14 protein-coding genes are annotated in these 17537 nt (G+C 72.0%); 5 read left to right on the forward strand and 9 right to left on the reverse strand.

All coding sequences use genetic code 11. The annotated features are described in order from the left end of the window. Positions 1-5 precede the first annotated feature (5 nt). Positions 6-1871 carry a hypothetical protein gene (locus ACLJPL_RS22665; protein WP_411082708.1) on the reverse strand — a complete coding sequence of 622 codons (1866 nt, stop codon included), beginning with the start codon at positions 1869-1871 and terminating at the stop codon, positions 6-8. Positions 1872-2098: 227 nt separating this feature from the next. Between ACLJPL_RS22665 and ACLJPL_RS22670 the strand changes: the two genes are divergently transcribed. Further along, complete coding sequence (locus tag ACLJPL_RS22670) at positions 2099-2710, forward strand: hypothetical protein (RefSeq protein ID WP_411082709.1); 612 nt, start codon at positions 2099-2101, stop codon at positions 2708-2710. A gap of 178 nt (positions 2711-2888) precedes the next feature. Here the strand turns inward: ACLJPL_RS22670 and ACLJPL_RS22675 are convergent, their stop codons facing one another. From ACLJPL_RS22675 to ACLJPL_RS22690, 4 genes are all read right to left on the reverse strand, one after another. Next, entirely contained in the window at positions 2889-3098 is a 210-nt protein-coding gene (locus tag ACLJPL_RS22675) for a helix-turn-helix domain-containing protein (protein WP_411082710.1), read from the reverse strand. Beyond that, positions 3098-3595 (reverse strand): DUF2975 domain-containing protein, encoded by a 498-nt coding sequence (locus tag ACLJPL_RS22680; protein ID WP_411082711.1) that lies wholly within the window; start codon positions 3593-3595, stop codon positions 3098-3100. Before ACLJPL_RS22680 ends, ACLJPL_RS22675 begins: the two co-directional genes overlap by 1 nt. A gap of 42 nt (positions 3596-3637) precedes the next feature. Next, a complete protein-coding gene (locus ACLJPL_RS22685) occupies positions 3638-5017 on the reverse strand; it encodes an MFS transporter (RefSeq protein ID WP_411082712.1) in 1380 nt (459 codons plus the stop codon). Positions 5018-5436: 419 nt separating this feature from the next. Further along, positions 5437-6909 carry an FAD-binding protein gene (locus ACLJPL_RS22690; protein WP_411082713.1) on the reverse strand — a complete coding sequence of 491 codons (1473 nt, stop codon included), beginning with the start codon at positions 6907-6909 and terminating at the stop codon, positions 5437-5439. Positions 6910-7111: 202 nt separating this feature from the next. Here ACLJPL_RS22690 and ACLJPL_RS22695 point away from each other — a divergent pair, with 202 nt between their 5' ends. Beyond that, positions 7112-8383: a LuxR C-terminal-related transcriptional regulator gene (locus ACLJPL_RS22695; RefSeq protein WP_411082714.1), complete on the forward strand. Its 1272-nt coding sequence runs from the start codon at positions 7112-7114 to the stop codon at positions 8381-8383. 8 nt (positions 8384-8391) lie between these two features. On the opposite strand, the gene ACLJPL_RS22700 is transcribed toward ACLJPL_RS22695, so the two are convergent. Continuing rightward, the gene (locus ACLJPL_RS22700) at positions 8392-9294 is read right to left on the reverse strand and encodes an NPP1 family protein (protein WP_411082715.1); all 903 of its coding nucleotides are present in this window, start codon (positions 9292-9294) and stop codon (positions 8392-8394) included. 171 nt (positions 9295-9465) lie between these two features. Further along, on the reverse strand, positions 9466-12054 hold the full coding sequence (locus tag ACLJPL_RS22705) for a bifunctional FO biosynthesis protein CofGH (protein WP_411082716.1): 2589 nt from the start codon (positions 12052-12054) through the stop codon (positions 9466-9468). A gap of 143 nt (positions 12055-12197) precedes the next feature. Here ACLJPL_RS22705 and ACLJPL_RS22710 point away from each other — a divergent pair, with 143 nt between their 5' ends. Together ACLJPL_RS22710 and ACLJPL_RS22715 are read left to right on the forward strand one after the other, a co-directional pair. After that, on the forward strand, positions 12198-13037 hold the full coding sequence (locus ACLJPL_RS22710; RefSeq protein WP_411082717.1) for an alpha/beta fold hydrolase: 840 nt from the start codon (positions 12198-12200) through the stop codon (positions 13035-13037). Positions 13038-13132: 95 nt separating this feature from the next. Next, the gene (locus tag ACLJPL_RS22715) at positions 13133-13840 is read left to right on the forward strand and encodes an HAD family hydrolase (RefSeq protein ID WP_411082765.1); all 708 of its coding nucleotides are present in this window, start codon (positions 13133-13135) and stop codon (positions 13838-13840) included. A gap of 243 nt (positions 13841-14083) precedes the next feature. On the opposite strand, the gene ACLJPL_RS22720 is transcribed toward ACLJPL_RS22715, so the two are convergent. Then, positions 14084-14536 carry an Lrp/AsnC family transcriptional regulator gene (locus tag ACLJPL_RS22720; RefSeq protein WP_411082718.1) on the reverse strand — a complete coding sequence of 151 codons (453 nt, stop codon included), beginning with the start codon at positions 14534-14536 and terminating at the stop codon, positions 14084-14086. Positions 14537-14688: 152 nt separating this feature from the next. Between ACLJPL_RS22720 and ACLJPL_RS22725 the strand changes: the two genes are divergently transcribed. Then, the gene (locus ACLJPL_RS22725; RefSeq protein ID WP_411082719.1) at positions 14689-15633 is read left to right on the forward strand and encodes an SMP-30/gluconolactonase/LRE family protein; all 945 of its coding nucleotides are present in this window, start codon (positions 14689-14691) and stop codon (positions 15631-15633) included. 203 nt (positions 15634-15836) lie between these two features. Here the strand turns inward: ACLJPL_RS22725 and ACLJPL_RS22730 are convergent, their stop codons facing one another. Continuing rightward, positions 15837-17321, reverse strand: coding sequence for a peptidoglycan D,D-transpeptidase FtsI family protein (locus tag ACLJPL_RS22730; RefSeq protein ID WP_411082720.1), 1485 nt, complete (start codon positions 17319-17321; stop codon positions 15837-15839). Positions 17322-17537 lie beyond the last annotated feature (216 nt).

The following is a 17537-nucleotide window of genomic DNA, read 5'->3' on the forward strand; positions in this document are numbered from 1 at the left end:
CCCGCTCATGTCAGGGCCGGGCGGGGCAGCGTCGAGAGCCGGGGCAGCGCGGTGATGCCCGGGTTGCAGTCGGCGAAGACGACCCGGCGTCCTTGGGAACCGGATTCGACCACCACCATTCCGGTCGCGGGCAGCGCCTGGAGCTGAGTGGGCTCGACGGTGAACTCGTAGACCCGCGACAGGGTTTCCCCCTCCGTGGTGGAGCGGGCCGTCGACGTGTTGGTGGTCTCCTGCCAGCTGCGCGAGAGCGAGGTGGTGAACGTTCGCGAGGCGCCCCAGTTCTTTCCCGATGTGGAGTTCAGGAAGCCGCTGCTGGAAACCGAGCCGCCCTGGCTCGAACCGGTGGACGTGGATTCGCCGACCTGCTCGCCGTAGCTGCTGCCGCGTCCGTCTGTGAGGGTTTCTCCCACCTGCTTGGTGAGCTGGTTGATCAGGAACGTGTGGTTCTGACCGATGAACTGTGCGGCGTCGCGGGCCTCGTGCCCGTTGCCGATCCGCATGAAGACGGTGGCGCTGTCCGATCCGCCCGCCACCTTCACGGTGTCCTCCCGCAGATGCTCGAAGAGCAGAGTCAGCCGGATACCGGCGGCGCGAGCCTGCCGTGCCATCGACTCCAGAGCGGAGCGGCGCAGCTGATCGGCCCCGGCGATCACCAGCATCCCGGTGCCCGCCGTGAACCGGCGCTGCCGCAGACGGTGCAGGATCCGGAAGAAGGTGATCCGGTCGGTCAGCTCCTTGCGCCGGTCGAGGAGATCGTCGGTGGCGAGGATGGTGAGCCGGCCCGGCAGCCACAATTCGGCGGGGGCCGGGTCCGCGCCCGCCCGTGCGGGCGACTTGGCCATGAGTTCCATCAGGCCGCGGACATGGCGCAGCTCGTTCTGGACGCGTTCGCCCTGCCCCACCAGGTCGATGGCCTGCGAAAGCGCCTCGACCTCATGCGGGGCGAGCGGCCCGGCGTCCGCGTCCGGCTCATGGATGCGCAGCAGCACTCGCAGTCCGGCGGCCAGCCGTGCGTAGGTCACCGGGGCGTCGAGTGACCGGACGGTGGTCTCGATCAGATCGGCGTCGATCGAGTGCAGATCGACCTCCGCGCCCTCCGGCCGCATCGACTGCAACGCCTCGGCCAGACACTCGGCCAGCTCCTCCGGGGTGCACCCGTCGAGCAGGTCCTCGGTCACGGAGGCGGCCGGAAGGGGTACATGCTCCACGGGCACGTCCTGGTGGGCGGCCAGGACCGCCAGTTCCAGCGCGATCGACTGCTGACTGAAGTCGAGTACGAGCATGGCCTGGCCGTTGCGGAGCAGCGGGCCGCCGACGGTGGCCAGCAGGCTGGCCCAGCCGTTTCCGGTTCCGCCGAACACGTCGATGCGGCTCGGCCTGGAGTCCAGCCGCACCGGGTACCAGAGGTCGGCCTGCGCGGAGTGGAGGCGCTGCTGTGCCTCGTGTTCGGCCACGAGCCTTCGCCAGTGCTCCACGTTCCGCTGGTGGTCGCTCCACAGTTGCTCGCGCCGACGCCGCGCGGCGCTGCGGGCTGCGGAGATCCGCAACCGCGGGGTCGCGACGATCGCGACCACGATGACGAGCAGCGCGACACCGTACTGCGCACTGCCGAAGATGCCGACGAGGAGCATCAGGGCTATGGCGCACCCGATGCCCCTGCCCCCCTTCTTCTGCGCGGCTGCGGCCTCCAGCCGACGCAGCTCCTGGTCGTGCGGTTCCGTCCACACCGGGGGTGTGTTCGCCAAGTGGTAGGGAACCAGGGCCGGCGGTTCCACGTACTCCCAGCCCCAGCGCTCCTCGCCCTCGAATACCCGCACCGCCAACTGCGCACTGTCCTCGGCCCCGCCGTACCCGGCGCCCCCGTCACTCACTCGCTTCTCTCCCCGCATTCGAACCAGACTCGCAGGTATGCCACAACACGATCTATCGGAAGGCGACTTGGCTCGAATGCCATGCAACTGAGACTCAAAACGAACAGTCGGGCAGCTGGGGAACAGGATCCGCACGTCATGCATACCGGACCGGGACGCGGGCCCTGGTGTTCACCGGTGGGTATTGCGGTGGCGGGCAGGGTGTGGGTGGTGTGAGAGTTCGGGGCATGGGCATCTCCGTGGCGTACCCCGTGTTTCGCACCACCGACGCGGCCGAGGCGTACGCGCAGGCGATTCGTCTGTGCGGGCTGCTGGAGGAGCTCGGCGACGAGGTCGCCCTCTTCGCCGAGCTGACGAACGTCGCGGACCTGCGCAGGGTGGCCGCCGTGCTGCCCGAGGGGCCCTTCGACTACCCGGACGCCCGCACCGACCCGACTACGGGCGACTTCGCCGAATTCGGCCTGGAGGTGGCCACGGCGGACGACGCGTCGCTGGAGGCTGAGCTGCCGTTGTCGCTGATGGTGGATGTGCCGGCCGGTGCGGTCGGGGCTGCCGGGGCGGTCGAGGAACGCTTCGTGGGGGCGATCGGGCGGGGGATCGCGAGCGTCGAATGGTCGGGGCGGTGGCCGGACGAACCGGAGTTCGCGTTGTACGGCTCGGCGGCGGGCTACGACCGCGTCAGCGTCACGTTCAACGGCGACACCGCCCAGGCGGAACAACCGGCGGACCACCACACCGTCTTCGTGCAGGTGGACAAGCGGGGCGACCTCCCCCGTGCCGAACGCCTCGCCGCCCTCATCGGCGGCACCGTGCTGGGCGAGGCGCAGCAGGGGTGGTGAGGCCGGCCCTGCCCGGGGGCGGCGGCGCGGGGGCTGCCGGGGCGGGGACTTCCGGCGCAGGGGCTACCGGGCAGGGGCTGCCGGGCGGGGACTACCGGCGCAGGAGCTACCGGGGCGGGGCTGCCGGGGCGGGGCCGCCGGGACGAGGCCGCCGGGACGAGGCCGCCGGGGCGGGGCGTCACTCGTCGGGCACGTAGCGTAGGACGTCACCGGGCTGGCACTCCAGTACGCGGCAGATCGCCTCCAGCGTCGCGAACCGCACCGCCTTCGCGCGGCCGTTCTTGAGGACGGCGACGTTGGCCGGCGTGATGCCGACCGCCGCCGCGAACTCGCCCACCGACATGCGCCGTTCGGCGAGCAGTACGTCGAGTTCGACCACGATCGCCATCAGATGACCTCGGAGAGTTCCGTCCGCATGTCCATCGCCTTGCCGAGCAGCGTGCGCATGATGACCATCAGCATGGCGAAGGCCGCCCCCACCGCGACGCACGCCGACGCGGTGAACAGCGCGCTCTCCACGTCCATGCCGTCGTCCGGCGACGGGACGGTGTCCAGGGTCAGATGCGTCGCCGCCGCCAGGACGATCAGGGTCGCCGCGACCGACGCGCCGATGACGGTGTCGACCCAACGGAAGGCGGCGGGCGTGAACAGCGCGTCGCGCTCGACCATCGCGAGCAGCATCCAGATAGCCCCCAGCGCCACCTGCACGCAGGCGACGCCGAGGATCCCGCCGATCGCGTAGGGCAGGGCGTAGGGCTCATACGGAGGGAAGACGTCCACTTCGTTGGCCACCGTCGCCGGGATGACCAGGATCTGGCCGAAGAGGCCGAACAGGACGGCCGATGCGATGCCGATACGGAGGATAGCCACCAGAAGTCTGTGCATCTATCGATATTCGATCGATATCTATCGAAAGTCAAGAGATGTTCACTTCTCGGGGCGTCCTCGGGGCGGCAGGAACGCGACCAGCGCGGCGACCAGCGGGAAGAGCGCGACGATCGCCAGCGCCGTGGACAGCGGCAGCGACTTCGCCAGCGCCCCCACCGTCGCGCTGCCGATGCCGCCGCCGACGAAGAACGTCAGGTTCAGCAGGCCCATCGCGCCGCCGCGCCGGGCCGGTTCGATGTGCGCCGCCATCAGCGCGGTGGTGAAGACCTGGGTCACGGAGAACGCGGCGAAGCCGAGGGAGGCCCCGAGGATCGGCAGGACGACGCCCCCACCGGCCGGCACGACGGCGAGAGCCGCCGCGAAGGCGAGGGCCACCGCGCCCAGGAGCCGGTTCCCGTGCTCGCCGCCGGTCAGCCGGCCCGCCAGCCGGGAGAGCACCGCGCCGACGACCGCGCCCGGCAGCAGCCAGGCCCCGACCGACAGCACGCTCCAGCCGTGGTCGCGCACGAGAAGCTGCGGCACGGCGTACATCGCGGCGAACAGGCCGCCGTACACCCCGATCCCGATGACGGCGGCCCGCAGGAAGACCCGGTCGGTGACGAGCGCGCGCGGGACGAAGGACGCCTCGCGGGTGCGAACGCGCCACGTGAGAGCGGTAGTCGAGAGGAGCAGTACGAGGGTGGTGGCGGTCACCAGCGAAGCGCTCAGGGCGAGGGCGGACGACTGGATCAGTACGAGAAACGCCATGGCGGTCAGCGTCAGCAGGGCCGCGCCCGGCAGGTCCATGGGTCGGTGAGCGGTCTTCGGGGTGTCCGAGCGGTCGTTCTTCGGTGCTCCGGGCAGGCAGAGCGGGGCCGCGAGCAGGGAGAGCGCGGGGAGGACCAGGGCCAGCCGCCATGTCACCCATGCGGTGAGCACACCGCCCGCGAGGGTCGCGGCGGCCGAGAAGACCGCCATCGTCGCGCCGAACCCGGCGAACACCCTGGGACGTTGCTCCGGTGCGACGGACGCCGTCAGCGCCATGGCACAGGCCGCCATCCCGCCGGAACCGGCGGCCTGGACGAAGCGCCCCGCCACCAGGACGCCGAGGTTGGGCGCGAGGAGGCAGACGAGCGCGCCGACGCCCAGCGCGAGGGAGCCCAGGAACAGGGCGGTTCGCACGCCCCGCGCGTCGGCCAGGCGGCCGAAGAGCGCGGTGCCCACGCCCAGGGCAAGGGCGTGCGCGGTGAGGACCCAGGCGGTGGCGGCGGGCGTGGAGTCCAGGGCGGACGCCACGTCGGGAAGGGCCACCCCGGCGGCGGTGACGCCGAAGACGACCGGGCCGAAGAGGGCCCCGTAACGCAGGCCCGCCGAACGGGCGTTGGGCGGTGAGGCGGTGGCCCGGGGGGCGGTGGGCGGTGCGGGGTCGTGGCGGGTCATGACGGCTCCAGGGGCGGGAGGGTTGGTGACGGGAGGGGCAGGTGACGGGCGGGCCAGGTAATGGGCGGGGCTGGTGTTGGGAGGACTGGTAGGGGCTGGTGCTGGGACGGCTTACGCGGGCGGTACGACGGGGCGTGGGACGCGTGCGCGGCGCGAAAGGGCGTGCGTTACGCGGGCGGCACGAAGGGCCGTGGGACACGTGCGCGGCACGAAGGGCCGTGGGACACGTGCGCGGCACGAAGGGCCGTGGGATACCTGCGCGGCGCGAAAGGGCGTGCGTTACGCGGGCGGCACGAAGGGCCGTGGGACACGTGCGCGGCACGAAGGGCCGTGGGACACGTGCGCGGCGCGAAGGGACGTGGGTTACCTGCGCGGCGCGAAGGGACGTGGGGCACCTGCGCGGCGCGAAAGGCTCTGCATTACGTGCGCGGTGCGATGGTGTGGCCGAGGCGGAACACGTTCCCCGGGTCGTACTCCGCCTTCACCCGCGCCAGACGCGCCAGGGTCTCCGGGTCGAAACAGTCCGCCGCCGAGCCCGCACCGGCCGATTCGGCGTCCGCCGAGCCGGGGCCCGCCGGGTCCGCGCCCGCCGTATCGGGGCCCACTGTGCCCGCGCCCGCGAGGAAGTTCAGGTAGCGGCGGCCCGTGCCCCACGGTTCCATCGGCGGCAGGACCGCGTCGGGCGTGCCCGGCGGCGAGAGCGTGGAGAGGGTGTACGCGCCGTCCCGGACGCCGACCGCGTTGGGCGGCTCGGCGGGGCGGGCGAGCGCACCGCCCAGGTGGCGCAGCTCGACCATCAGGTCGCCGCAGCGCGAACCGGGCCCGGCCGCCCGCAGCAGGGCCTCCACCGCCTCGTCGCTCAACTCCCGCAGCACGATGTTGCGTTCGTCGTACGGGAGTGGGTGGGTCGGGTCCTGGTGGATGTCGGCGACAGCCGCGTACGGCATCTCGGCGACCGTGTCCGCCAGGGGTGTCCCGCTCGCGCGCAACGGGCGGACGAGCCGCTCCCCCTCGTCGGCCGGTCCCGTGAAGGCGATCCGTACGTGCACGGTGAGCCGCCCCCGCAGCGACTCCGGGACTTCCGGCGCGTCCGGCAGCCGCAGGAGCGCCACGGACGACGTCATCTCCTCCGGCACCGTCGCCGTCCACCGCCGCCAGGCGTGCAGGACCCCCGCCGCCTGCTCGCCGGGGAAGCGGAGCCCGCCGCCGTAGAGCCGGCGTACGGGCATCAGGCCGAACCAGAGCCCGGTGACGATGCCGAAGTCGCCCTTTCCGCCGCGCAGCGCCCAGAACAGGTCCGGGTGCCGGTCGCGCGTGACCTGGCGCAGGACGCCGTCCGCCGTGACGAGCTCGATGCGCGTGACGTGGTCCGCCGCGAAGCCGTAGCGGCGTCCCAGCGGGCCGAGGCCGCCGCCCAGGGTGTAGCCGACCACGCCGACGAGCGGGGACGACCCGTTGAGCGGGGCGAGGCCGTGCGGCGCGGCGCGGGCGACGACCTGGTGCCACTGGGCTCCGGCCTCGACGTACGCGGTACGGGTCAGGGGGTCGACGGCGACCGCGTTCATCCGGCGGGTGGAGACGACGACCCCGCCGCGCGCGGGGGCGGCGGGCCCGTGACCGGTCGCCCGAACGCCCACGGGGAGGCCCCGGGCCGTGGCGAAGGCGACCGCCGCGCGCACGTCGGCGGCGCTCAGTGCGGCGACGACCACGTCCGGGCGGTGGTCCGCGAGCCCGATCCGGTTGAAGCCCGCGAGCTCCTGCTCGTACCCGGGGTCCTCGGGGGTGAAGACCTCCCCCTCGACCTGCGCGACGAGCCCTCCGAGAGCATCCCAGGTACTCGCGGTACTCGCGGCGGGATCGTCGCGCTGTTCCATCGCTCGTCGTCCTGTCATGGTCACGCCCCTTCGTCCCTCAGCTGCCATGCCGTGCAAGCTGCCGTGCCGTGCGGCGGCCGGGTGGAGAGCGCCGCTGCGGTGAGAAGCACTGTTCTCCGGTCGGCGGCCCTCCCCCATCCCCCGACCAGGGGGCGTGGTCGTGGCCCACCCCCTCAGATGGGGGGTTGGTTGTCGCCGCCGATGCTGGGAGAGTCGAAGGATGACCCGTTCGACACGCGCACGGACCGGTACCGGCCGGGCCCGGGCGGAACTGCTCTCCGGGGCGGCGAAGGCCACCGACGCGCTCGGCCTGTTCGCCGAAGCCTCGACCCGGTTGCGTCGGCTCCTGCCGTACGACGCGGCCGTCTGGCGCGTCACCGACCCGGTGACCGGCCTGATGACCGCGCCGATCCGGGCGGAGAACCTGGACGAGGGCGGCTGCGCCGTCTACTGGGAAGCGGAGCTCTTCACGGACAACGTCAACTTGTTCCGCGATCTGGCCCGGGCCCCGGTGCCGGTCGCCGGGCTGCGCCGGGCCACCGGCGACCTGCCCGCCCGCAGCACGCTCTACGAGTCCTTCATGCGCCCGCGCGGGTTCCGGGACGAGCTGCGCGCGGTCCTGCGCGTCGGAGGGCGGCCGCAGGGGCACATCAGCCTGTTCCGGGCGGAGGGGCGGGCGGCCTTCGACGACGCGGACACGGGGCTGATCGCGTCCCTGGTCACGCCGCTCGGCAGCCGCCTGCGGTCGTTCGCGGAGCCCTCACGGGCGCCCTGGGAGGAGCCGCCGGGCGGGGCGGTGCCACCGGGCGGGACGCCTGCGCCCGACTCCCCGTACGAGCGTGGCTCACTCCCGTACGACCGCAGCTCACCCCCGTACGAGCGCGGCTCGCTCCCGTACGAGCGCGGCTCGCTCCCGTACGGTCCCGGGCTGCTGCTCTTCGGGCCCGGGGGCGGGCTCCTGTCCGTCAACGACGACGCCCTGGCCTACCTGGACGCCCTCCCCGAAGGGCCGGCCGTGCCCTCGCCCCAGGGGATCCGGGTACCGGCGTGGGTGCAGGCCACCGCGATGAAGGCCCGTGCCGTCGCCGAGGGACGGGACCGGGGGGCGGCGCGCGCCCGGGTACGGGACCGGGCGGGGCGCTGGCTGGTCTGCCACGCCTCCTGCCTGCGCGAGGCGGACGGCGGGCTGGGGGCGTCGGCGGTGGTGATCGAGCCCGCGAAGTCCTCGGAGATCGTTCCGCTCATCGTGGACGCGTACGAGCTCACCGACCGGGAGACGGAGGTGACCCAGTGCATCGCGCGCGGCCTGCCCACCGGTGAGATCGCCGCCGTGCTGCACCTGTCGCCGCACACGGTCCGGGACCACATCAAGGCGGTCTTCGAGAAGGTCGGGGTCTCCAGCAGGGGCGCGCTGGTGGGCCGGTTGTTCACCGAGTACTACGCGCCCCCGGCCGAGCGGAACATCACGCGGGTCCAGGTCCGGAGCGGCTGACCCGGCTGTCAGGCCCAGGGGTCGAAGGGGATGCCGCCCGGCTTGGAGTTGTTGAGGAGGTTGCGGAAGCGGCCGTCCTTGTCGGTGACCTTGATGGTGGCGGCCCCGAAGTCGGCGTTCATGAGCCTGTCGCGCAACTGCGTGCTGGGGAAGCCGTTCCAGTCGACGATCGGGGGGCGGCGCCAGTCGCCGTAGTGGTTCTCCGGCGGCTCGTCGTTGCTGTTGGCGAGGCGGAAGAAATGCGTGCTCGGGCCGTCCTTGTGGTAGACGACCTTGGGGTGCGAACCGTCGAACCGCACCTGGGAGCGCGGGTAGGTCTTGACGGTGCTGTGCTGGGTGGTCGAGACGTAATCCACCTGATCGGAGCCCTGGTTGACCCAGGAGACGACGTGCTCGAAGTCGTGGCGGTGACCGCCCAGACCGCTGCCGTGGACGGCCTGGTCCTTCTCGAAGTAGCTCGCGTAGACGATGGCGCACCAGCCGTTGTTGCACGTGGAGCGGGCGTACGTCTGGGAGTTGTCCAGGTCGGACCGGTCCCGGCAACTCCCGTTGATCGCCCCGGTCGTCTTCAGTCCGGGCGCGAGGGTGCCGTCCGGGCCGATGGCGGGGGTGGCGTAGCAGCCGTCACCGTCGTAGTCGAAGACGGGCGAGAAGGACTGTTCGTAACCTCCGGCGTTCTGGGGGAGGTTGGGCGGCGGGTCGGCGTGGGCGGCGGAAGCGGCGCCGAGCACGAGAAGGCCGGCGGCGGCGAGGACGGCGGCGGTGCGGGCGGCGCGGCGGCGCTCGGGGGCTGCGGCGGCGGGCGGGTCGGGCAGCGGCGACAGCGACGGAATCAGCGGGACCGGTGCTATAGACGGTATTAGCGATATCGGCGGAATCAGCGGTACCGGTGGTATCGGCGGAGTTCGCATGGTCTCTCGCTCCTGGCTGGTCATCACGTGGCGATGGGGCGACTCCCGCAAGGGTTGCCCTGTTCATGACAGAAGGAAACGGAAGTGGAACCCTTCGGGCCGGGAAATCCGCGAACTCTCCGGGGGCGGAGGCCCGGGGGCGGGGCATCACACCCACCCCCGGCCCCTCCCTCAGCTGGGCAGCACCGGCAGCAGCTCCGGCAGGTGGCCGTCCGACGCCGTGGCCGCCGCCACCCGTTCCGCCGGGACCTCCCCGTACAGCGTGGTGCGCGGGCGGGCCGGTCGGCCCGCCAGGTCCGCGATGGCGGTGAGATCCTGGATGGAGCGGTACGAGCCGTAACTCGACCCCGCCATACGGGAGATGGTCTCCTCCATCAGCGTGCCGCCCAGGTCGTTCGCGCCCGAGCGGAGCATCTCCGCCGCACCCTCCGTGCCGAGCTTCACCCAGCTCGTCTGGATGTTGGTGATGTGCGGGTGGAGCAGGAGTCGCGCCATCGCCGTGACCGCGCGGTTGTCGCGGTCGGTCGGGCCCGGGCGGGCGATGCCGGCGAGGTAGACCGGGGCGTTGGTGTGGATGAAGGGAAGCGTGACGAACTCCGTCAACCCGCCCGTCTCCTGCTGGAGTCGGGACAGGGTCCGGAAGTGGCCCAGCCAGTGGCGGGGCTGGTCGACATGCCCGTACATCATCGTCGACGACGAGCGCAGGCCCACCTCATGCGCCGTCCTGATGACCTCCAGCCAGGTGGCCGTGGGCAGTTTGCCCTTGGTGAGCACCCAGCGGACCTCGTCGTCCAGGATCTCCGCCGCCGTGCCGGGGATCGAGTCGAGTCCCGCCTCCTTGGCGGCGATCAGCCAGTCGCGGATCGACATGCCGGTGCGGGTCGCCCCGTTGACGACCTCCATCGGGGAGAACGCGTGCACGTGCATGCCGGGGACGCGCTCCTTCACCGCCCGCGCGATGTCGAAGTACGCCGTGCCCGGCAGGTCCGGGTGGATGCCGCCCTGCATGCAGACCTCGACCGCGCCCACGTCCCACGCCTGCGCCGCCCGGTCCGCGACCTGGTCCAGGGAGAGGGTGTAGGCGTCGGCGTCCGTGCGGCGCTGGGCGAAGGCGCAGAAACGGCAGCCGGTGTAGCAGACGTTGGTGAAGTTGATGTTCCGCGTGACGATGTACGTGACGTCGTCGCCGACCACGTCCCGGCGCAGCGCGTCCGCGATCCGGCACAGCTCATCCAGCGCCGGGCCGTCCGCGTGGAGCAGGGCCAGGGCCTGGTCGTCGGTGAGCTTCGTCGGGTCGTCGGCGGCCTGGCTCAGCGCCTGGCGCACGTCGGCGTCGATGCGGGACGGGACCATGCCGGGGGCCGCCGCCTCGCGGAGCGCCTCCCAGTCCCCGTACACCTCGTCGAAGTCGTCGCGGCGGTCGCCGGTGCGGCCCTCGGTGTCGATGGTGGCGTGCAGGTCGGTGCGGCCTGAGGCGTTGAAGCCCTCGTCCGGCTCCTGCCACGGCAGCCCGGTGGGCAGCGCGCCCTCGCGGGCGAGGCCCGTCTCCGGGTCGGCCAGGGCGCGGACGTGCGGGAGGAGGCGGGGGTCGAGCCACGGCTCGCCGCGCTGGATGAACTCCGGGTAGATGGTGAGGCGTTCGCGGAGCCGGAAGCCCGACTCGGCTGTCTTCTGCGCCAGTTCGTCGATGTGCGGCCACGGGCGTTCGGGGTTCACGTGGTCGGGGGTGAGCGGCGAGACCCCGCCCCAGTCGTCGATGCCCGCGCCGATGAGGAGCGCGTACTCGGCGTCGACCAGGTTCGGCGGGGCCTGGATGCGGGCGGAGGGGCCGAGGATGTGCCGGGCGACCGCGATGGCGGCGGCGAGTTCCTCCAGCTCCGCGTCGGGCATCCCGCGCATCGCGGTGTCCGGCTTGGCGCGGAAGTTCTGGACGATGACTTCCTGGATGCCGTGGTAGGCGCGGGCCGTCTTGCGCAGCTCGAAGAGGGAGTCGGCGCGCTCCTCGTACGACTCCCCGATCCCGATCAGGATGCCGGTGGTGAACGGCACGTTGGAACGGCCCGCGTCCTCCAGCACGCGCAGCCGTACCGCCGGTTCCTTGTCCGGGGAGCCGTGGTGCGGGCCGCCCGGCTCGGACCACAGGCGGGTGGCCGTCGTCTCCAGCATCATCCCCATGGACGGCGCGACCGGCTTGAGGCGCTGGAGGTCGGTCCAGGTCATGACACCCGGGTTGAGGTGGGGCAGCAGGCCCGTCTCCTCCAGGACCCGGATCGCCATGGCGCGTACGTACGCCAGCGTGTCGTCGTACCCCTCCGCCTCCAGCCACTCCCGCGCCTCGGGCCAGCGGTCCTCGGGCCGGTCCCCGAGGGTGAACAGCGCCTCCTTGCAGCCCATGGCCGCACCCTCGCGGGCGATGTCCAGCACCTCGTCGGGAGACAGGAACATCCCATGACCGGCCCGGCGCAGCTTGCCGGGCACGGTGACGAAGGTGCAGTAGTGGCACTTGTCGCGGCAGAGGCGGGTGAGGGGGATGAAGACCTTGCGCGAGTACGTGATGACGCCCGGCCGGCCCGCCGCTTCCAGGCCCGCGTCACGGACGCGGGCGGCGGACGCCGCGAGATCCGTCAGGTCGTCGCCGCGCGCCTGGAGCAGGACGGCGGCCTCGGTGGCATCGAGGGCGACACCGTCACGGGCACGTTTGAGCGCGCGCCGCATGGCGTTGGAGGTGGGGCGTCCGCTCTGAGGCTCGGGATCGGTCATGAACCGAGCATACGAGCGAGGCGCGCGCGCCGGACCAGGGCCTCGACACCGATGAGTTTCGCTTCGAACGGCTGTCTACCCCTGCGGCGGCCGTCAGGACCGCCGCGAAACGCGCAGCAGAACTATGAAGTGGAGAAGCCACCATGTCGTCAGCACAGGCGAAAGCGGCCGTCGTGAGCGCGGCGGTCGTGTCCGCGGACGGGACGCGCATCGCGTTCGAGGAGTCCGGGCACGGCCCCGCCGTCATCCTGGTCGCCTCGGCACTCGCCGACCGTTCGGACGCGAAGAAGCTGGCCGCCCTGCTCGCCGGGCACTTCACCGTGATCAACTACGACCGGCGGGGCCGGGGCGCGAGCGGCGACGGCGAGAGCTACGCCGTCGAGCGGGAGATCGAGGACATCGCGGCGCTGATCGAGCACGCGGGCGGCTCCGCCTCGCTGTTCGGTACGTCCTCGGGTGCGGTGCTGGCGTTGCGGGCGGCGGCCTCCGGGCTGAGCGTCGAACGGCTCGCGCTGCACGAGCCGCCGTTCTCGGTGGACGCCGGCGACTTCGGGCCGCCGGAGGGGTTCGGGCGGCAGATCGAGGAGCTCCTCGCGGAGGACCGGCGGGGCGAGGCGGTCAAGGCGTTCATGGTGAAGGCCCAGGGGATGCCCGGGCTCCTGGTCGGGTCGATGCGGCTGATGCCGGGCGTCTGGTCGACGCTCAAGGGGCTCGCGCACACGTTGCCGTACGACATCGCGGTCATGGGCGACACGCAGAGGGGTGTGCCGCTGACGGCCGGGGAGTGGTCGCCGGCCGCGATGCCGACGCTCGTCCTGACCGGCTCGAAGAGCCCGGACGGCTTCCGTCACGCCGCACGGGCGGTCACCGAGGTGCTGCCCGACGCGCGGCACGAGGTGCTGCCCGGGCTGAACCACGGGGCGGTGGTGATGGCCCCCAAGAAGCTCGCCCCGCCGCTGGTCGCCTTCCTGGGCGGGGCGTAGCGCGAGCCGGCCCCGGGGATTCGCCACCCGTGCGGGGCCGACTCGCCGGATGAGACGCCTCGGGCGGTGGTCGCGCCCGTAGGGTCGGGACGGTGATGGAAACGATCGTCCTCGGCATCGGTGAAACCCTCGTACGCGACGACCGGCGCTGGGCCTCCTGGGCCAACTGGCTCGGGGTGCCCGCGCACACGCTCAGCGCCCTGGTGGGCGCGGCCGTCGCCCAGGGCCGCGACGCGACGGACGCGCTGCGCGTCCTGCGGCCCGGCATGGACGTCGGCGAGGCATACCTCGCCCGCGCGGCCGCCGGACGCGGCGAGCACCTCGACGAGTCGGACCTCTACCCGGACGTCCGGCCCGCGCTGGCGGAGCTGCGGGCCGCGGGCGTCCGGGTCGTGGTGGCGGGGAACGGGACGGTCCGGGCCGGGGAGCTGCTGCGGGCGCTGGACCTGCCCGCCGACCTGGTGGTCGCCTCGGACGAGTGGGGCGTACGGAAGCCGGACCCGGCCTTCTTCGCGCGGGTGGTGGAGGTGTCGGGGGCGGCCCCGGAAGCGACGCTGTACGTGGGCGACCACCCGGCGGACGACCTGTTCCCGGCCGCCGCCGCGGGCCTGCGGACGGCCCATCTGCGGCGGGGACCGTACGGGCACTGGTGGGCGGACCACCCGGACGTGGTGGAGACGGCGGACTTCCGCGTCGGCGCGTTGACGGAGCTGGTGGGGGTGGTGGCGTCGGCGGAGGCGAAGGAAGAGCCGGCGGAGGAGACGGGGGGAGCGCGGAGGGGGGCGCTGAGGTCGGTGCGGTAGGCCCGGTGCGGTGGATCCGGTGCGGTGGATCCGGTGCGGTGGATCCGGTGCGGTGGATCCGGTGCGGTGGATCCGGTGCGGTGGATCGGGTCCAGTAGGCCCGGTGCGGTAGATCCGGTCCGGTAGGCCCGGTGCGGTGGATCCAGTGCGGTGGATCCAGTGCAGTTGGCCCGGTGCGGTTGGTCGGTGGCGTCGGGCCGGAACGACCCCCCACCGCCCTCGTCCCTATCCCGCCCCCGTCCCTCACCCCTCGTCGTCGGTGCGCGGCGGGACCGGGCGTTCGAAGAACGTCTCCAGCACGACCGTGGCCTGTGTCCCGCTGACGCCGTCGATCGCGTAGATCCGGCGCAGCACGTCCTGCAACTGCTCGGTGGTCCCGGTCCTGACCTTCACGAGCACCGCCGCACTGCCCGCGATGACGTGCGCCTCCACGATCTCGGGCAACGCGGCGAAGTCCTCCGCCGATTCGCCCATCCAGGACACCGAGTCGACCATCACATAGGCCAGGACGGCATGGCCCGCCGCCACCGGGTCCACCTCGACGGTGGTACGCCGGATCACCCCGCGTTCCCGGAGCTTCCGCACGCGCTCGTGGGCGGCCCCGGCGGACAGACCCACGGCCCGGCCCAGCGCGGCATAGGACTGCGTGGCGTCCTGCTGGAGATGCGCCAGCAAGGAGCGGTCGATGTGATCCACAACTCTCCATTCGGAATAGGCTTGATCGAACCATATCCCATACGGCAATCTCTGCGCCGAGCCATAGATGGTTCGGTTTACATCCAGCCGCATCCACCTGTATCCAGCTGTATCCAGTTACATTCCGTTACCTTCAGAGGGGGAGGGCCCACATGACCAGCGAGCGTGGCGCGCTGTACGAGATGTTCGACGACCGGTTCCGTACCGGGCGCTGCATGAACGGCGATGACGGCCTGGAGGTCCTGTACACCGGCTGCCGCTGGGCCGAGGGGCCCCTCTATCTGCCCGCCCTGCGGCAGTTGATCTGGAGCGACATCCCCAACGACCGGATGCTGCGCTGGGACGAGGAGACCGGCGCGGTCGGCGTCTTCCGTCGCACGGCCGGTCACACCAACGGCAACACCCTCGATCTCCAGGGCCGGTTGATCACCTGCGAGCAGGGCAACCGCCGCGTCACCCGCACCGAGCACGACGGCACGATCACGGTCCTGGCCGACCGCTGGCAGGGCAAGCGGCTCAACAGCCCGAACGACGCGACGGTCAGGTCGGACGGGTCCGTCTACTTCTCCGACCCGGACTTCGGCATCACCAGCGACTACGAGGGGTATCGCGCGGAGAGCGAGATCGGCTCCAACAACGTCTACCGCGTCGACCCGGCGACGGGTGACGTGCGCAGGGTCGCGGACTGCTTCGGCGCTCCCAACGGGCTCGTCTTCTCGGCCGACGAACGGCAGTTGTACGTCTCCGACACCCGGGCGGGCGTCATCCGGTACTTCGACGTGCGCGAGGACGGCACGCTGTCGGACGGCAAGGTCTTCGCCGAGGCCCAAGCGCGCGGGGCGGCCCGCTTCGACAACCTCCGCTTCGACGACGACGGCCGGCTCTGGGCCGCCGCGATGGGCGACGGAGTGCACTGTTACGACCCGGACGGCACCCTGATAGGACGGCTGAACGTTCCCGAGAACGTCTCCAACATCGCCTGGGGCGGGGCCAAGCGCAACCGGCTCTTCATCACCGCCGAGACGAGCCTCTACTCCGTGGTCATGGGCGTCACGGGCACGCACCCGACCGGACCGGGACGCAGGCCCTGGGCGTAGCGCCGGTCCTGGGCGGGTGCGGAGCCCGGTGAACCTGCGAGGGCCTCGCGCCTGAGGGGCCTCTGAGAGCCGGGCCCACCCCGGCAAGGGTCCCGTCCTCGAACGCCGGACGGGCTGGAGCGGGGCCCACTGCGCCGGAGTGGGCACCACCGGGCTGGAGTGGGCCCACTGCACGGGAGTGGGCCCACTGCACAGGAGTGGCCCTACTCCCCCAGCACCGCCTGCATCACGCTCTTCGCGATCGGGGCGCCCAGCCGGCCGCCCGAGATGTCCGAGCGGGAGATGTCCATGTCCGTGGGGTCGATGAAGACCGCCACCGCCACCGAACGCCCGTCGTCCTTCTTGCCGTAGCTGACGAACCAGCCGTACGGCACCGCGTCGCGCACGTTCACGCCGCGCTGGGCGGTGCCCGTCTTGCCGCCGACCGTGACACCGTCGATCAGGGCGCGCTGGGCGCTGCCCTCCTTCGCGGTGTGCTCCATCATCTCCTGGACCTTCTTCGCCGTCTCGGGCGATACGGCCTGGCTCATCTCGGCCGGTTCGTTCTTCTCCAGCGTGGACAGGTCCGGGCCGCGCAGCTCGTCCACGAGGTACGGCTGCATCAGCTTGCCGTCGTTGGCGAGCGCCGCCGTCACCATCGCCATCTGCATCGGGGTGCTGGTGAGGCTGCCCTGGCCCATGCCGGTGAGGGCGGTGCCGGGCTTGTCGAGCTTCGGCGGGTAGAGGCTCTTCGTGGCGAGCAGGTCGCCGAACTCCTCCGCGTACACGTCCTCGTTGAAGCCGAACTTCTCCGCCGTCTCCCGCATCCGGTCCTCGCCCAGCTCGGCCGCCGCGTCGAGGAAGACGTTGTTGCAGGAGTACTGCATGGCGGTCTTCATGGACGCCTTGTTGCAGACGCCGTCCCCCGCCTCGCTGCCGATCTTGTTCCTGGAGAGCGGCAGCGGATACGGCGAGACCGCGTCCGTCCGGGCGTCCACGTCCGTGACCACGCCGTGCTCCAGCGCCGCCGCGGCGGTGAGGATCTTGAAGGTGGAACCGGGCGGGAACGTCTCGCGCAGCGGGCGGTTGGCCAGCGGCTTGCTCTTGTCGTCCAGGAGGGCCTTGAACCGGTCGCTCTCCTTGAACGAGATCCCGGCGAAGACCCCGGGGTCGTACGAAGGCGTCGAGACCAGGGCCAGCACCTGGCCCGTGCGCGGGTCCAGGGCGACGACCGCGCCCCGCGCGCCCAGGTCGGTCAGCCCCTTGTAGCCGGCCTTCTGCGCCTTGGCGTCGATGGTGGTGACCACGCTGCCGCCGCGCCTGGGCTGGCCGGTCAGGACGTCCTTGGCATGGCGGAAGGCGAAGCGGTCGTCCTGGCCGCTGAGGATGCTGTCGTACGTCCGCTCCAGCAGCGAGGTGCCCTGGGCCTGGGAGGCGTAACCGGTGACGGGTGCGTACATCGGCCCGTCCTTGAAGGTCCGCCGGAACGTGTAGTCCCTGCTGTCGGTCTCCTTCGAGCCGGTGATCGCCTTGCCGCCGACGATGATGTCGCCGCGCGGGGTCGCGAACCGGTCGAACCGGACCCGGGCGTTCTTCTCGTGCTGGGACAGCTCCACCCGGTCGATCTGCTGCAGCCAGTTCGCGCGCAGCAGCAGCGCGAGCACCAGCAGCCCGCAGAAGATGGCTATGTGCCGCAACGGCCTGTTCATTCCACTCCCCACCCGGCGGGCCGACGCCCCGCACGCACGAAAGCGCGTGCGGGGCGTGCCCACGTATGCGATCCCCGGGGTTAAGGATGCCCTGCCGACGCTCCCGGTTGCACGGGGCCCGTGCGCGGGGCGACGGGAGGGGCGGTGCGGGACGGGTCGGATCCAGGCGATTCGGGGGCTCGCGGCGGTTCGGTACGAGTTCGGTATGCGGGGGCC

It is taken from the genome of Streptomyces sp. cmx-18-6 (genome assembly GCF_046548915.1).
GTDB lineage: Bacteria > Actinomycetota > Actinomycetes > Streptomycetales > Streptomycetaceae > Streptomyces.

Bases quoted from the DNA above. Each gene is read 5' to 3' on its own strand.
- ACLJPL_RS22670 (WP_411082709.1), top strand. From the start codon at position 2,099: ATGGGCATCTCCGTGGCGTACCCCGTGTTTCGCACCACCGACGCGGCC.
- ACLJPL_RS22675 (WP_411082710.1), bottom strand. From the start codon at position 3,098: ATGGCGATCGTGGTCGAACTCGACGTACTGCTCGCCGAACGGCGCATG.
- ACLJPL_RS22680 (WP_411082711.1), bottom strand. From the start codon at position 3,595: ATGCACAGACTTCTGGTGGCTATCCTCCGTATCGGCATCGCATCGGCC.
- ACLJPL_RS22685 (WP_411082712.1), bottom strand. From the start codon at position 5,017: ATGACCCGCCACGACCCCGCACCGCCCACCGCCCCCCGGGCCACCGCC.
- ACLJPL_RS22690 (WP_411082713.1), bottom strand. From the start codon at position 6,909: ATGACAGGACGACGAGCGATGGAACAGCGCGACGATCCCGCCGCGAGT.
- ACLJPL_RS22695 (WP_411082714.1), top strand. From the start codon at position 7,112: ATGACCCGTTCGACACGCGCACGGACCGGTACCGGCCGGGCCCGGGCG.
- ACLJPL_RS22700 (WP_411082715.1), bottom strand. From the start codon at position 9,294: ATGCGAACTCCGCCGATACCACCGGTACCGCTGATTCCGCCGATATCG.
- ACLJPL_RS22705 (WP_411082716.1), bottom strand. From the start codon at position 12,054: ATGACCGATCCCGAGCCTCAGAGCGGACGCCCCACCTCCAACGCCATG.
- ACLJPL_RS22710 (WP_411082717.1), top strand. From the start codon at position 12,198: ATGTCGTCAGCACAGGCGAAAGCGGCCGTCGTGAGCGCGGCGGTCGTG.
- ACLJPL_RS22715 (WP_411082765.1), top strand. From the start codon at position 13,133: ATGGAAACGATCGTCCTCGGCATCGGTGAAACCCTCGTACGCGACGAC.
- ACLJPL_RS22725 (WP_411082719.1), top strand. From the start codon at position 14,689: ATGACCAGCGAGCGTGGCGCGCTGTACGAGATGTTCGACGACCGGTTC.
- ACLJPL_RS22730 (WP_411082720.1), bottom strand. From the start codon at position 17,321: ATGAACAGGCCGTTGCGGCACATAGCCATCTTCTGCGGGCTGCTGGTG.